Origin of the sequence: Sphingobium fuliginis (assembly GCF_004152845.1) — a bacterium.
In the GTDB taxonomy this organism is placed as follows: domain Bacteria; phylum Pseudomonadota; class Alphaproteobacteria; order Sphingomonadales; family Sphingomonadaceae; genus Sphingobium; species Sphingobium fuliginis.
In genome coordinates this window covers 163,376-178,116 of record NZ_SEON01000002.1, presented here as the reverse complement: position 1 = coordinate 178,116, position 14,741 = coordinate 163,376, and the positions used below count along the sequence as shown (strand labels likewise).

Annotated in this window: 10 protein-coding genes; 4 read left to right on the top strand and 6 right to left on the bottom strand. The window is 64.5% G+C overall.

Annotated features, from left to right (window positions below; translation table 11 throughout):
• The first annotated feature begins 46 nt into the window (after positions 1-46).
• From EWH10_RS05765 to EWH10_RS05755, 3 genes are all read left to right on the top strand, one after another.
• The gene (locus EWH10_RS05765) at positions 47-2,302 is read left to right on the top strand and encodes a TonB-dependent receptor (RefSeq protein ID WP_065846805.1); all 2,256 of its coding nucleotides are present in this window, start codon (positions 47-49) and stop codon (positions 2,300-2,302) included.
• 88 nt (positions 2,303-2,390) lie between these two features.
• Positions 2,391-3,788: an FAD-binding oxidoreductase gene (locus EWH10_RS05760; protein WP_044661706.1), complete on the top strand. Its 1,398-nt coding sequence runs from the start codon at positions 2,391-2,393 to the stop codon at positions 3,786-3,788.
• A gap of 76 nt (positions 3,789-3,864) precedes the next feature.
• The gene (locus EWH10_RS05755; protein ID WP_065846804.1) at positions 3,865-5,067 is read left to right on the top strand and encodes an alpha-hydroxy acid oxidase; all 1,203 of its coding nucleotides are present in this window, start codon (positions 3,865-3,867) and stop codon (positions 5,065-5,067) included.
• Between the two features lie 101 nt (positions 5,068-5,168).
• Here EWH10_RS05755 and EWH10_RS05750 read toward each other — a convergent pair whose 3' ends face one another.
• Positions 5,169-5,537 carry a YciI family protein gene (locus EWH10_RS05750; RefSeq protein ID WP_025550361.1) on the bottom strand — a complete coding sequence of 123 codons (369 nt, stop codon included), beginning with the start codon at positions 5,535-5,537 and terminating at the stop codon, positions 5,169-5,171.
• A 295-nt stretch (positions 5,538-5,832) separates the two neighbouring features.
• On the opposite strand from EWH10_RS05750, the gene EWH10_RS05745 reads away from it, so the two are divergent.
• On the top strand, positions 5,833-6,351 hold the full coding sequence (locus EWH10_RS05745; protein WP_229742455.1) for a CYTH domain-containing protein: 519 nt from the start codon (positions 5,833-5,835) through the stop codon (positions 6,349-6,351).
• A 43-nt stretch (positions 6,352-6,394) separates the two neighbouring features.
• Here EWH10_RS05745 and EWH10_RS05740 read toward each other — a convergent pair whose 3' ends face one another.
• The 5 genes from EWH10_RS05740 to EWH10_RS05720 form a co-directional block, all read right to left on the bottom strand.
• Complete coding sequence (locus EWH10_RS05740) at positions 6,395-7,735, bottom strand: alkaline phosphatase family protein (protein ID WP_065846801.1); 1,341 nt, start codon at positions 7,733-7,735, stop codon at positions 6,395-6,397.
• Positions 7,736-7,739: 4 nt separating this feature from the next.
• Positions 7,740-10,058 (bottom strand): TonB-dependent receptor, encoded by a 2,319-nt coding sequence (locus EWH10_RS05735; RefSeq protein WP_065846799.1) that lies wholly within the window; start codon positions 10,056-10,058, stop codon positions 7,740-7,742.
• 242 nt (positions 10,059-10,300) lie between these two features.
• Complete coding sequence (locus EWH10_RS05730) at positions 10,301-11,050, bottom strand: SDR family NAD(P)-dependent oxidoreductase (protein ID WP_025550367.1); 750 nt, start codon at positions 11,048-11,050, stop codon at positions 10,301-10,303.
• Between the two features lie 70 nt (positions 11,051-11,120).
• The gene (locus tag EWH10_RS05725) at positions 11,121-13,370 is read right to left on the bottom strand and encodes an amylo-alpha-1,6-glucosidase (RefSeq protein WP_044661710.1); all 2,250 of its coding nucleotides are present in this window, start codon (positions 13,368-13,370) and stop codon (positions 11,121-11,123) included.
• A 107-nt stretch (positions 13,371-13,477) separates the two neighbouring features.
• Positions 13,478-14,572 (bottom strand): glycosyltransferase family 4 protein, encoded by a 1,095-nt coding sequence (locus EWH10_RS05720; protein WP_025550370.1) that lies wholly within the window; start codon positions 14,570-14,572, stop codon positions 13,478-13,480.
• Positions 14,573-14,741: the final 169 nt, after the last annotated feature.

The following is a 14,741-nucleotide window of genomic DNA, read 5'->3' as shown; positions in this document are numbered from 1 at the left end:
AAAGACGCGGCCTTGCCCGCGACGAATATCAACAAGGGGAGGTATCATGAAAAAAAATACGATCCACCGGACAATATTGGTCTGCGCCAGCCTGATCGCCATGCCGGCCATGGCGCAGGGGACGACCGAGGCGGGGCAAGAGGGGGCAAGCCTTGCCGACATCGTCGTCACGGCGCAACGCCGGTCGGAAAATCTGCAGAACGTCCCGATCTCGGTAACGGCCATCACGTCGGAACAGGCGATCAAGCTGGGCATCACCCAGCCGGACGTGATCGCTCAGATGGTTCCCGGCCTGCAACTGAACCACTCCGCCTGGGGCCTTACGCCGTTTCTTCGCGGGGTGGGCACCAATTCGGTCGCCATCGGCAATGAGCCTGCGGTGGCGCTGTTCGTGGACGACGTTTATCTGCCGACCGGTTCGGCTGGTGTCTTCCAGCTCAATTCGATCAGCTCGATCGAGGTTCTCAAGGGCCCTCAGGGCACCTTGTTCGGGCGGAATGCGACGGGCGGCGTGATCCACATCCGCACCAGAGACCCAAGCTTCGACCCCTCCGCCAGCGCGACCGCCAGCTATGGAAATTACGACACGATCTCTGGCCAGCTCTATGGATCGACCGGTCTTACCGACACCGTCGCGATCAATTTCGCCCTGCAGGGCATCGACCAGCGCGAGGGCTGGGGCGTCAACGGCACGACAGGGAACGAAGCCAACAGCATGTTGGGCTGGGGAGGGCGCGCCAAGCTGCTCTGGAACATGGGCGAAGAGACGTCGCTGCTGGTCGCGGGCAGCTATGACCGGCGCAGTTCCGATCAGGGGCAGCCGGGGCGCTCGATTGCAGGAACCTTTACGCGGGACGGTTACAGCGCGGATGCGGCGGGGCTGGGATTCTACGACGTCATGTCCAATCTCGACACCGTGCAAAAGTCGACCACCCGGTCCCTGAGCGGCAAGTTGACGCATGATTTCGGATCTGCGCGGCTCGTGCTGATAAGCGCATTCAGCAAGACCGTCGTCGATCCCGTGGTCAGCGACAGCGACGGATCGCCCAGCCCCTTCTTCCAGACGCGCGAATTCGCCATGGGCGGGCGCACGTTCACGCAGGAAGTGCAACTGCTCTCGCCCGAAGGCTCTGCGGTCAAATGGATTTTGGGCGCCTTCTACCTGCATGACCGGTCCTTCATGGACGCGACCTATGAGGGGCAGGCGTTCGGCACCTCCAAATCGCATACCGACGCGGTTCAGCGGACCAATTCGATCGCCGGCTTCGGGCAGGTGACAACGGAAATCCTGCCGAGGACCAACCTGACGCTGGGCTTGCGCTATACTTCGGACCGCCGGTCGCTCGATGCCGTTGCCCGATTGCTGCCCGCCACCGGCGCGGCTGTCTCATTCGGCCCGTTCGAGGATGCAAAGACATTCAACAGCGTGACCGGCCGGGCTTCGATCGATCATCATTTCTCCGACGATCTCATGGGCTATATTGCGTATAATCGGGGCTTCAAATCGGGCATATATAATTTTACCGGCATCGTCGCGGGCACGACCACTCTGCCCCCGCCGGTAAATCCGGAGACGCTGGATGCCTATACGATAGGTTTCAAGTCCGAATTCCTCAATCGCCGCCTGCGCGTGAATGCTGAAGCCTTCCTCTATGAATATTCAGACCTTCAGGTGCAGATCGTCCTGCCGACGGGAACGACCCTCACCAATGCGAGCAAGGCCACCATCAAGGGGATCGACTTCGAAATATCCGCGATCCCGGTCCGCAATCTGACGGTCAGCGCCTCCATCGGATTGCTGGACGGGCGGTACAAGGATTTCCGGAATGCCCCTTCCTTCTTCCTGCTGCCGCCGAACGCGCCCACGCCCTATGATCCCGCCAGATGTAGTGGACCCAATCCCTATCCCGCGGTCCAGGGTTCCGCCCCGGCGACGCAACGAAGCTGCGACGTATCGGGCAACAGGCTGATCCAGGCTCCGCCCTTCTCCAGCAATCTTCAGCTTCTCTATACGCTGCCGACCGACCTTGGGGATTTCGACCTGTCGGCATCCTGGGCGCATGGCGGCAATTATGAATATGACGTCTTCAGCAGTCCGCTGACGCGCCAGCCCAGGACGGACATCGTCAATGGATCGGTCCAGTGGACCGCGCCGGGCGGCACTTTCAACGTGCGGTTGTGGGCGAACAACCTGACGGGCGAGAAATATTACACCATCGCCACGACCGGGTCGACGGCCGGCGCCAAATATGCGGCCGCCGCACCCCGCACCTATGGCGTCACGCTGGGCGCGAACTTTTGAGGTCGAGGCGGCTTGCGGGGCAAGTTCCCGGAAGCCGCCCCTGGCGCAGTCCAGGGAAATATTCGCTGAAAGGAAGCCAGTTCTCGTGATGGATCATAGGGAAGAACTTCGATCCATCGTCGGCAGGGCCCATTGCTTTGCCGGGGATGAAATCGACCAGCGCTATCGAACGGACCTGCTTGGCCTCTACACCTGCTCTCCATCCTGCGTCGTCCGCCCGGGAAGCACGGGGGAGGTGGCGCAGGTGATGGAGGCGGCGCGCAAGGCACGCATCGCGGTCACCGTTCTGGGCGGCGGAACGGGGGGCGTCGGCGGCACGGCCTGCACGGATGGCGGCATCATCCTGTCGCTCGAACGGATGAACAGGGTCCTTGAGATCGACGAGGATGTCATGACCATCACCGCCGAAGCCGGCGTCACTCTCCAGTCCTTGCAGGAGGCGGCCGCCGGCAAGGGCCTGCTGATGCCGCTGGACATCGGATCGCGCGGCAGCGCGACGATCGGCGGCAACATAGCGACCAATGCGGGCGGCCTCAGAACCCTGCGCTGGGGCATGATGCGCGATATGGTGCTGGGGCTGGAAGCGGTCCTTGCCGATGGCACGGTGGTGTCGAGATTGGGCAAGGTGCTGAAGGACAATGCCGGCTATGACTGGAAGCATCTCTTCATCGGCAGCGAGGGCACGCTGGCCATCGTCACCCAGGCGGTCCTGCGGCTGCGGCCGCTTCCCACGACGGCGCAGACCGCCCTGTTGGCGTTCGATACGGTCGAGCAGGCAAGCCGGCTGCTTCGCCGGTTGCAACGGGATCTGGACGGGCGGCTGTCCAGCTTCGAACTGATGTGGAGGGATTTTTTCAACGTCATCGGCCAGGCGCAATCGGCCCGCCGTCCCTTGCCCATGTCGCCGGAATATCGGCTATATGCGATAGTCGAAGCGCTGGGTTCTCACCCGGAGCGCGATCGGCAGGTGTTCGAGGAAGTCCTGTCGGCCATATTCGACGGCGGGCTCGTCCATGATGTCGTCATTGCCCAATCGGAGCGTGAAAGGCAGAATATCTGGGCCTTGCGGGAAGATCTGCTCGAACCGCTGGCGGCCCTCTCCCCTTTTGCGGGCTTCGACATCAGTCTTTCGCTGCTCGATATGGACCGGTTCATCGAACAGACCGATGCGAAAATGGGCGAGATGCTGCCGGGCGCCGTGGTCCTGCACTATGGACATGGCGGCGACGGCAACATGCACCTGATCGTGAGCCACCCCGCCTTGCATGATCCGCAGGTCATGCATGCGACCGAATGCCTGGTCTATGACGCCATCCGTCAATATCGCGGTTCGATAGCCGCCGAACATGGCATCGGGCAGGCCAAGCTGGAATTTCTCGATCGATCGCGCTCCCGGGAGGAAATCGCGTTGATGCGGTCGCTCAAACAGGCTCTCGACCCGCTGAACCTGCTGAACCCCGGCAAGGTTTTTCCTGCCGCCGGATAAGGCCGGGCAGGTCGGCCCGGCGGCCTTCCGGCGCGGGCATGGGGACGATGCGGTCAGGCGCAGATTTGGAGATTCAATGGCGTTTCGATATGCTTGGCGGGATTTCAGCGCGCTGCAGAACATAGAGGATTACCGGAAGCGGGCGCGCCGCATCCTTCCCGACATGATCTGGACATATGTGGAAAGCGGTGCGGGAGATCATCTGACGCGGCTCGACAATGAGGCCGCCTTCACCCGCTGGAAATTGCGGCAGCGCTGTCTGACAGGACAGGCGGCGCCATCCTTGGGCACGATCATGTGCGGCGTCGACGTCAGCCTTCCGGTCGCGCTGGCGCCGACCGGGCTGGCCGGCGCCTCGCATTGGAGCGGGGATGTCGCAGCCGCCCGCGCCGCGGAGGCGGCGGGCACCCGACTGGCGCTGAGTACGGCGTCCTGCTATTCGATCGAGGAGGTCGCGCAGGCCACGAAGAGCAACCACTGGTTTCAGCTCTATCCCTTTGCCGACCGGCCGGTGGCGTCCTGGTTGATGCGGCGCGCGAGCGATGCGGGCTATGGCGCCCTGATCGTCACCGTCGACGTGCCCGTGCCGGGAAATCGCGAAGGCGAGCGCCGAGCCGGAATAGGCATGCCTACGGTTCTTACACCCGCGCGTATTCTGGACATCGCGCGCCGGCCCCGATGGATGGCGAACGCGCTGCTGCATCGCCGCAATGTGCCGGTTCCTTATGTCGAGGCAGAACGGTTGCGGTTCGACGGGGCGGCTGGGGCAAGGCAGGCTTGGCGTGCCATGCAGCAGGATCTGGGCTGGGACGACCTGCGATGGATGCGGGACCAGTGGCGGGGACGCTTCTACATCAAGGGCATTCTGGACGCCGATGACGCGGAAAAGGCGATCGATCTTGTCGGCGCCGATGGCATTGTCGTGTCCAACCATGGCGGGCGTCAGCTCGATCGGGCCATGGCCTCGATCGATGCATTGCCGGCCATTTCCGACAGGATCGGCGGTCGGGCCGAAATCTATCTGGATGGCGGGGTAAGGCGGGCGGCGGATATTGTGACGGCCCTGTGCCTTGGCGCGACCGGCGTCTTCCTGGGCCGCCCCTATCTTTACGGTTTGGCGGTGGCTGGAGAAAAGGGTGTTGGGGAGATCATCGAGCTGTTGCGATCGGATTTGCATCGCACGCTCATTTTGATGGGATGCCGCTCGGTCCGCGATCTGGACCGATCCTGGATATTGAAAACAGGCGAAGAGGTTCCGCAACTCCGTCATCGCGGATAGAGCCCGGCAGCTTCGAACCGCTCCCTGCCACGGGCCCCTGGCGCGGGGGGAGGGGATATGCGCCCTTCCCGTCGAATCCTTGACCTGTTGCCCCCCGCATCTCAGGAAAGATCGGCCAGGTCGTAAATCGGCCGGATTTCGATCTCGCTCGGCCCCGGCATGGGGTTGGGGCAGCGCTTCGCCCAGGCGACGGCCTCTTCCATGTCCTTGACTTCCCACAGCCAGAAGCCGGCGACCAGTTCGCGGGCCTGTGCGAAAGGGCCGTCGATGACCGTCCGGTTCGGACCGTTGAAGGCGATCCGCTTGCCTTGGGAAGAGGGCGTCAGGCCGTCGGCGGCGAGCAGGATGCCGGCCTCCGCCAGTTCGTCGTTGAACCGGCCCATGGCTTCCATCGCCGCCCGAGTCTCCGGAGTGGCGACGAAACCTCGTTCGCTGTCCTCAGTGGCCTTTACGAGCACCATCACGCGCATGGCTTTTCTCCTGTCAGGGCTGGATGTCGATACAGCCTATATGCTGCCGTTCCGTCCTGGAGCATCGTGCAGAAAAGTGGGAAAGGGGTTTCTGCCTGAAAGGATGCGGCACGGAAACCGGGAGCGCGCGACCTGCCCCCGATTTAACGCAGCGTGCCTTAGAATGTAGGAGAAAGCGCGCCGGATCAACCTATGACCGCATGGGGCGGCGGCCCTTCCATGCCGGCCGGTCCGGGAAGAGTCATTGCTCAATCGCGACGAACCGACTCCCGTTCATGTCCGACATGCGCTAAACATGGATCAGTTCGCCGGCCGCTGGCGATCCTTCGTCGGAGCGTTCATGGCAGTCGAGATCGAACGGAAATTCCTGGTCGTGAGCGATGAATGGCGGGCGATGGCGGACGCGGGGCGGGACTTGCGGCAGGGTTATGTCGCGCATGGCGGCCATGCCAGCGTGCGGGTGCGCCTGTCGGCGGACGGGGCCTGGCTTACCGTCAAGAGTGCGCGGGCGGGCTTGGTCCGGGACGAGTTCGAATATGCGATACCCGCGGCGGATGCGGAGGACATGCTCGACCGGCTCTGCGTCGATACGCTGATCAGGAAGACCCGCTATCGCGTGCCGCATGATGGCAAGGTCTGGGAAGTCGACGTCTTTGCCGGGGCGGCGGAAGGGCTGGTCCTGGCGGAGGTCGAGATGCGGTCGATTGACGAACGCTTCGACCTGCCGGACTGGGTGGGGGACGAGGTGACCAGCGACCCCCGCTTCCGCAACTCGGCCATCGCGCTGATGCGGGGGTTCGAGGCGGCGGTCTGACCCTGAGGATCAGACTAAGGACTCATCCGCCATCGCCGCCGGGTCAGGGGCGCAGATCGATCGCCGGCTTTTCGGCATCGGGCAGACTGGCGCCCATGATCCGCGCCAGGGTGGGGGCGATGGCCCGCATGTCGATCTGTCCCAGCTTCCGCCCGGCGGGTACGCCTTCGCCCATCAGCAGGAAGGTCGATTGCAGATTGGCCGGTCCCGGAAAATAGCCATGCATGCCCCTGATCGGGGCGGGCGCCACCAGGGGCGCGGCGGGGCCGCGGAAGATGTCGGTCACGAAGCCGGGCTGGAGATCGACGTAGAAGGCCGCCTGCGGATTGCCGCCCATGCGGGCGATCCGTTCGCGGTCGGCGATATGGGCAATGCCATGGGCGGGATCGGCGGCCAGCCTGTCGAGCAGCGCCCCGACCCGCGCGGCGAGTGCCTCATCCCCAGGCCGGGCCAGCATGATCGCGGCCGATCCGCCGGAAATCCAGGGCATGGCCAGCCAGGATGCGACCTTGCCGTCCTTGTCCAGCACGATCAGCTTTTCGTCGATAAAGGGGCGGAACAGGTTGACGGCGCTGTGCGTCGCCTGGAAGCCATGGTCGCTGACCAGCGCGATCACCGCATCGGGATGCGCCTTGCGCTCCGCCGCGACGATCCGGCCGACGATGCCGTCGATCCTTTCCAGCACGGTCTTCGCTTCGGCCGTGTCCGGACCCTTCGCATGTTGCTCATGGTCCAGCGCGGTCAGGTAGACGGTCAGGAAACCGGGTCTGTGGCTTTCGATCAGAGCGGTGGCGAAGCGGCCGCGATTTTCATCGCCCGACAGGCTTTCATCGATCCCCATGGCATAGGGCGTGCCGGTCGCGCGTTCCAGTTCCGCCCTGAGGCCCGGCGTCGCCAGCGCATCCAGCAGCTTCACGTCGTCGGCATGGCCGGTGCGCCAGATCTGCGGCAGGTTCCAGGTCACGCCGCTGGCCGCGACGCTGACCGGCCAATGGACATTGCCGGTGGTGAGCCCTGCCTTGGTCGCCGCTTCCCACAATGTCGGCACCCGGATGTCGGAGGCGTACCAGGTCCAGCCGCCCTGGTTGATGCCATTGGGATCGAAGCTGTTATTGGCGGTGATCCCGTGCTGCGCGGGCGCAACGCCGGTGATCAGCGTCGTATGGCTGGGGTAGGTGAGGGTGGGCAGCACCCCCGTCACGCCCGAAGCGGAGGCCCCCTCCTTCACGAAGCGGCGCAGATTGGGGATGGCAAGGCCGCGCCTGTCCGCTTCCAGCACGTCGCCCGGGCGCAGCCCGTCGATGGAGATCAGCAGGACCGGGTTCGCCAGCGCCGCGCCCGGAAGGGCGGCGAGGGCGGCGAGGAGCAGCGCGGCCTTATTCATCGCCTTAGAATCCCGCCTTCAAGGTAGCGAAGAATTGCGAGGGAGCGCCGACCAGCAGGGTCTGCGCATCGCCGCTATTGCCGAAACCGCCCGAGCCGATGGTGCTGACATAGCGCTTGTCCAGCAGGTTGGTGGCGTTGAGCTGCAATTCCAGATTCTCGTTGAAATGATAGCCGACGCTGGCGTCCACGATCACCCGGCCCGGCACCGATTGATCGTTGGTGTAGGTGTAATAGCGGCGCGACATATAGTTGACGCCGATCCGGCCGAACGCGCCCTCATGGTCATAGCTGATCTCGCCCCGGGCGATATGCCTGGGGCTGTCGACGACGGTCCTGCCCTTGATCGACGTGACGGCGCCGCTGTCGTCCACCACATCGTCGCGATAGGTGGAGTCGGTGTAGCTGTAGGAGCCATAGAGGCTGAAACCGCCGCCCAGCGTCAGCGTGCCCGCCGCTTCCACGCCGATCGCGCGGACATTGCCGACATTCTGGAGCGCCGAGGCGAAGCCCTGAATGGGGCTGCCGACCTGCACCGCGAGAAGGCGGTTGCGGAAGTTGACCAGATAGGCGCCGATCACGCCGTTGAAGACGCCGTCATGGTAGCGCAGGCCCAGTTCATAGGTGTCCGATGCTTCCGGCTTCAGCCTGCCCTTGATCGCGTCGAAGCCGATCTGGTTGGTCGAGAAGGGACCGGTGGTCGTCGCGCTGGCGAAGGCGCGGGTCGCCTGGGTGAAGCCGCCGAAGACCTCTGCCTGTTGAGACAGTTCGACCGCGAAACCGGCATGGGGCTGGAACCAGTCCTCGGCCTTGATACGGCCCTCCGGGAAGCTGGCCTGCACCACGGCGTCGGCTTCGTTCGTGACCTTGAACCCCTTCCAGCCCAGGTCGATCTTCACCATGCCAAGGTCGATCCTGTCCTGGACATGATATTGGATGGTGTCGGTGGTGAAGTCGAATTCCCACTGGGTCGCGAAGGGGTTCTTCGGATAGTCGCGGAAGCTGAGGCCCGGCTCGGTCCGGCTGGCGAAGGCGTAGAAGCGGCGGGCCTGGTTGAATTCGTTGTTCTCATACCAGCCGCCGACCGTGAAATTCTGGATGCCCAGCGCGAAGTCGACGCTGCCGAAGACGCCGATCCGGTCCATTTCATATTCGGTGGTGCGGACCGACATCGGCACGCCGTTGGGGCTGGGGACATAGGGCGTCGCCCACAGGCCCATGCCCTTGTTGTGGTGATAATAGCCCTTGAGCTTGAAGCTGGCCCGCTCGCCCAGCGGGGCGGCGATGCCCAGAGCGCCCAGCCAGTCCTTGCGCAGGCCGGCGGCGTCATAATAGGCGTCGTCCGCGCTGGTGACGTTGCCGGGATAGACCTGCCCGCCGGAAACGAGCGCGCCGCTATAGTCGTAGCGGCCATCGGGGAAGGGCGACCCGCCGCTGTTGCTGACCCGATCGACATCGTTCAGGCGGCTGGCATAGTCGATGGCGCGGGCATAATCGGGATATGTGTTGTCCCAATCCCAGCCCAGCCGCCGGATCATCGACATCGACATGTCCTGATAATCCTGTTCCCGCCGGTCGGAATAGCTGAGCCAGCCGTCAACCGTCACGTCGCCGACAGGGATCACGACCTTGGCATTGCCCATATGCTGGTCCTGCGTGCCATTGCCCTTATATTTGTCGGTCGAGCCATAGGCGTAGGAGGCATAGCCCCGGATGCCGTCGCGGCTGCCCAGCGCCAGACGGGCGAAGCCGCGCCAGCTTTCGTCGCTGCCATAGGTGAGGTTGCCCTTGCCGGCCAGCGCGCCGCCGGTCAGATAGTCGGCTGGATCGGCGGAGAAATGTTCGATCGTGCCGCCCAGCGCATTGGTCGCCTGGGTGCCGATGGAGCCGGCGCCCTGCGACACGCGCACGCTGCCGATATTTTCCGAGCTGATGGCGCGGGTGATATGCAGGCCGTTGTGATTGCCGTAGCTCATGTCGCCCAGCGGAATGCCGTCGAAGGTGAAGCCGAGCTGGTTCTGGCTGAAGCTGCGGATGGTGACGCGCTGCGACCATTCATAGTTGCCGAAGGGATCGGCCGACTGGAAATTGACGCTGGGCAGCTTTTCAATGGCCTTCAGCGGGTTGGTGCCGGGCGTCAGGGTGACGATGTCCTGCGCCTGGATTTCCTGAACCTGACGGGTTTCGCCCCGGCCGAAGACGATGATGTTCGCACCCTCGACCGCCGCGTCGGCGGCGGACGGTACGGGCGCGGCTTCCTGCGCGAAGGCTGGCATGGCGGCCATGGCCGTCGAGGCCATCAGCAGGGCGGTGGCGATACGCATGTGGACTTCCCCTTTTTCCGCAATCGTGGATTGGGGGGCGCCCTAGCGGTTCAATGTTGCACTGCGATGTGGGCTGTTTGACTGGAGGGAGACGTTTTTGTGACGGGGCTGTCACAATGGCGTGGCGTGATGGGCAAGTTGACGGATGAGGGAATAGGTTCCCGGCCGCGTGGACGAATTCGGAATGTCTTGCAGCCACCCGATCAATCAGTCCGGCGAGGTCATGAACATATCCACGCTGCCTAGCCCTCGCGAGCGACCTGGAAGCCGGCGAAGGACTGGGTGACCGGCATCAGTTCGATGCGGTTGAGGTTCAGATGGGGCGGTTGGCTGGCGACCCAGAACAGGGTTTCCGCAATATCTTCCGCCGTCATCGGATTGGCGGAGCCATAGAGCGCGTCCGATGCCGCCTGGCTGCCAGTGCGGACCAGGGTGAATTCGGTTTCGACCATGCCCGGTTCGATGGACGTCACGCGGACCCCCGTGCCATGCAGGTCCGACCGCAGCCCCAGCGAGAACTGGCTGACGAACGCCTTGGTCCCGCCATAGACGTTGCCGCCCGCATAGGGATAGGTCGCCGCGACCGAACTGATGTTGATGATCGCCCCCCTGCGCTCGATCAGGCGGGGCAGCAGCTTATGGGTGATGGTGACGAGGCTGGTGACATTGGTGTCGATCATCTGGCGCCACTGGTCGAGATCGGCCTGCTGCGCCGGCGCCGTGCCCAATGCCAGTCCCGCATTGTTGATCAGCAGGTCGACATCGGCAAAGCCCGGAGGCAGCGCGGCCAAGGCCGCGTCGATGGCGGCTTCGTCGCGCATGTCGAAGCTGATCGCATGCACCCTGTCCGCGCCCAGTTCCTCAACCAGCGCGTCCAGCCGTTCGGCGCGGCGCCCGGTGACTATCGCCTTCCACCCGGCGGCGACGAAACGCCGCGCCGATGCGGCGCCTATGCCCGCGGTTGCTCCGGTGATCAGCGCCGTCCCTGCCATGCTTCATTCCATCCTGTCAGCCAATGGCCGGGGATGTAAGCCCATTTGCGGCAATGCCAAGCGCCATTTGTCAGGCAATGGTCACGACGCGCGCATGCCCCTTCCGGTCGAGCGGCTTCACCACCACCTTGTCGCCCATCCGGTCGAAGGCGATGTCCACCGCCGCGTCCCCGAGGCGCAGGCCGTAGAGCGTCAGCTCGTCGATGAAGCGGGGCAGGGTGGGATCGCGCAGGGCAATCTCCGCCCCCGCGACATCGAAGGTCAGGCCCAGGCTCGACTGGATCAGCGACAGGGGCGCCGCCGCGGACCAGGCTTGCGGGCTGCACGCCACGGGATAGAATGTCGGCCCCTGCGCCCGCCGCCGGGGAAAGCCGCAGAACAGTTCGGGCAGCCGCATCAGGTCGACATAGGTCGCGGCCGCGAACAGCCCCTCGAAGATCTGGGCCGCCTGCGTCCGGTAGCCATAGCGGGAAAAGCCCGCCGCGATCAGCGCATTGTCATGCGGCCAGATCGATCCGTTATGATAGCTCATCGGATTGTAGCGCGCCTCCGTCGAGGCGATGGTCCGCACGCCCCAGCCGGAAAAGGAGGCCGGCGCCATCAGCGTGTGCACCACCATGTCGGCGCGCGCCTCCTTCGCGAGGCCGGTGAACAGCACGTGCCCGGCATTGGAGGAGCGGACGCGGCACGGCCTCTTATCCCCATCCAGCGCCAGCACATAGGTGCCGATCCCGGCGTCGAAGAAGGCGGCGTCGAAACGATCGCGCAGATCGTCCGCCCGCGCGCGGTGGTTCACCGCCCTGTCCGGATCGCCCAGTGCGGTGAAGATCGCCTCCGCCGCTCGCCACGCGCCATAGACATAGGCCTGCACCTCCGCCAGCGCGATCGGGCCGCGCGCAATGCTGCCATCGGCATGGAAGACCGAATCATGGCTGTCCTTCCATCCCTGATTGACAAGCCCCTGGTCGGTCAGCCGCCCATATTCGACGAACCCGTCGCCGTCGCGGTCGCCATGCTCGTCTATCCACCTCAGCGCAGCCTCGACATGGGGCAGGATGGAGGCGATGAAGCCGCTGTCGCCCGTTCTTTCCAGATAGGCCCCGGCCAGCATCACGAACAGAGGCGTCGAATCGATACTGCCATAATAATGGCGGAAGGGGACTTCGCCCAGTTCCGCCATTTCGCCATGGCGCACTTCATGCAGGATCTTGCCCGGTTCGGCATCGGCGGCGGCGTCATATTCGGTTGCCTGATGCGCGGCCAGATAGCCGAGCACGCCGCGGCTGATCGCCGGGTCCAGCCACAGCGTCTCCAGCGCGGTGATGATCGCGTCGCGACCGAAGACGGTGCTGAACCAGGGAATGCCGGCATAGGGATAGGGCCCATATTCGGTGTCGGTCGACAACATCGTGATGTCGGCGACCGACCGCCGGGCCACCTCGTTGAAAAGCTGGTTGGAGGAGCGCACGGTCGCCCCGCGCGTGCGCGCCTGCTTCAGCGCCTGCATGGATTCGCGCAGCGTCTTCAGGAAATGCTTGGACAGGTCGCCCACCGGCTCATCATCCTGCGGCTGGCAGCAGATTTGCAGATATAGCGTGCGCCGCTCGCCGGGCGGCACGGCCACCTCGAAGCGTACGCGGCTTTCCGTCAGGATCTGGGGAGCGGGATCGAAGCGCAGCAGCGTTTCGCGCCGCTTGTCGTCGCGCCCGTCATAGCCCAGCAGCACGGACTTTGGGCCGATCACAGGTTCCCGCACGGCGCCGCGCCGCAGACGGGTCATGCCGCGTATCTCGAACAGGTCCGCGAAATCGGCGGCGAAACCGATATTCACCGCCACGGTGCGGACCTCCGTGTCGAAATTGCGGATCGTGATCCGTTCATGCACCGCGCCTTCCCACAGGAAACGGGTGCGGCGCAGGTGGATGAGATCGTGTTCGACCGCCACCCGGCCGTCCCCGCCCGGAAAATCGGGATTGGTGAGGTCGCAGGTCAGCATCGCATTGTCGTCGCGAAGGCCAGAACTCAGCAGGATCGGCCGGGTGTCGTTGATGGTGAGGTAGAGATGCGACAGATGCCGGGTGTCGCGATGATAGAGTCCTTCCGGACTGCCCGGACCGGCAATCGCATCGCCGCTATGGTCGAAGACGGCGAAGCTGTCCCCATGTTTCAGCGTTCGCGGCCGCCGCTCATGCAGCGACGCCGTCGCCGGGATGAAGAATTGCGTCTGCGCCTGCGACAGCGCCTGTCCCGGATCGACGCCGTGACCGGCGTTCGGGACCGAAGGGCTGGGGTTTTCCGGCTGCAACTGGCTTGCCGTCATGCCTCTCTCCTGATGCCGGAGCGTTTTCACGACGGGTGAAAACGCTCTTGTCCTTTGATGCCGCATTTTCCGGGCTGTCGACCGTAAACGGTCCAGTTGAAAATGCCCTATCCCACGACCTGAAGTTCCGAACCTTCTCCGCGTAGCCGGCGCAGCATCGCGGCCTGCGTCCGCGCGCCGGGAAGATCATGATAAAGCTGAACATAATCGGCCGCCATCCGCTCTGCCGTGAAGCGTGCGTCAAAGGCGGCGCGCACCTGCGCGCGGTCGAGTTCGTGGAGTCGGCGGACCGCCGCGACCGCTTCATCCTCGCTCTCGACGATATAGCCCGACTGGCCATGGTCGATCACCTCGGGGACGGAGCCGCAGCGGAAGGCGACGACCGGCGTGGCGCAGGCCATGGCCTCTATCATCACCAGGCCGAAGGGTTCGGGCCAGTCGATGGGGAACAGCAGGGCGCTTGCCCGGCCCAGGAATTCGGCCTTCTGCGCCTCGTTGATCTCCCCGATATAGTGGATATTGGGATAGCGTTCGACCAGCGGCGCGATCTCCTCCTCCCAATAGGCGCGGTCCACCGCATCGATCTTCGCCGCGATCCGCAGCGGCAGTCCGGCGCGGGCGGCAATGCGGATCGCCCGGTCGGGGCGTTTTTCGGGCGAAATCCGTCCCAGAAAGGCAAGGTAGCCGTCGCTGGGGCCGGTGCGGGGCGGCAGCAGGTCGGCCGGCAGCCCGTGGTGGATCGTCCTTGCCCAGTTCACCGGCGGCATCGGCAGCCGCTGATGGTCGGAAATCGACACCAGGCTGTGATCGGGAAAGGCGCGGTAGAAGGCGGGAAGATCGGGCAGGTCCAGCCGGCCGTGCAGCGTCGTCACCGTGCGGCCGATGAAATCCTGGACCAGCGGCATGTGCAGCAGGTCGATATGGAAATGCAGCGCGTCGAATTCGTCGGCCCGGCGGCGCACGGCGTCCAGCAGGATCATGTGATAGGGAATGGGGTCGCGCACGTCGGGATTGAGCCGCAGCGCCATGTCTGTCACCGGCACCAGTTCCGCCGCGGTCACGGAGTCGCCGCTGGCGAACAGCGTCACCTCATGACCCTGACGCACCAGTTCCTCCGTCAGGTAGGACACGATGCGTTCGGTACCGCCATAGAGGCGCGGCGGCACGCTTTCGGCAAGCGGAGCAATCTGTGCAATTTTCATGGTCGGGCATCCCTTCGAAGATCGCGCCGCCACCGATCCCCCGACCTGCGGTGGGCGCCCCCGTTAAAAGCGTGAAAGGCCCGCAGGTTGCATGGCGAATGCGCTTCCATGTCGGGATTTTCCGGTGGGCGGGCCTTTTTCGGCCGGTCGACGGAAAGCGCCCGTCCGC

Coding starts and splice junctions, on each gene's coding strand:
- EWH10_RS05745 (WP_229742455.1), top strand. CDS start 5,833: ATGGATCAGTTCGCCGGCCGCTGGCGATCCTTCGTCGGAGCGTTCATG.
- EWH10_RS05730 (WP_025550367.1), bottom strand. CDS start 11,050: ATGGCAGGGACGGCGCTGATCACCGGAGCAACCGCGGGCATAGGCGCC.
- EWH10_RS05765 (WP_065846805.1), top strand. CDS start 47: ATGAAAAAAAATACGATCCACCGGACAATATTGGTCTGCGCCAGCCTG.
- EWH10_RS05735 (WP_065846799.1), bottom strand. CDS start 10,058: ATGCGTATCGCCACCGCCCTGCTGATGGCCTCGACGGCCATGGCCGCC.
- EWH10_RS05755 (WP_065846804.1), top strand. CDS start 3,865: ATGGCGTTTCGATATGCTTGGCGGGATTTCAGCGCGCTGCAGAACATA.
- EWH10_RS05750 (WP_025550361.1), bottom strand. CDS start 5,537: ATGCGCGTGATGGTGCTCGTAAAGGCCACTGAGGACAGCGAACGAGGT.
- EWH10_RS05725 (WP_044661710.1), bottom strand. CDS start 13,370: ATGACGGCAAGCCAGTTGCAGCCGGAAAACCCCAGCCCTTCGGTCCCG.
- EWH10_RS05740 (WP_065846801.1), bottom strand. CDS start 7,735: ATGAATAAGGCCGCGCTGCTCCTCGCCGCCCTCGCCGCCCTTCCGGGC.
- EWH10_RS05760 (WP_044661706.1), top strand. CDS start 2,391: ATGGATCATAGGGAAGAACTTCGATCCATCGTCGGCAGGGCCCATTGC.
- EWH10_RS05720 (WP_025550370.1), bottom strand. CDS start 14,572: ATGAAAATTGCACAGATTGCTCCGCTTGCCGAAAGCGTGCCGCCGCGC.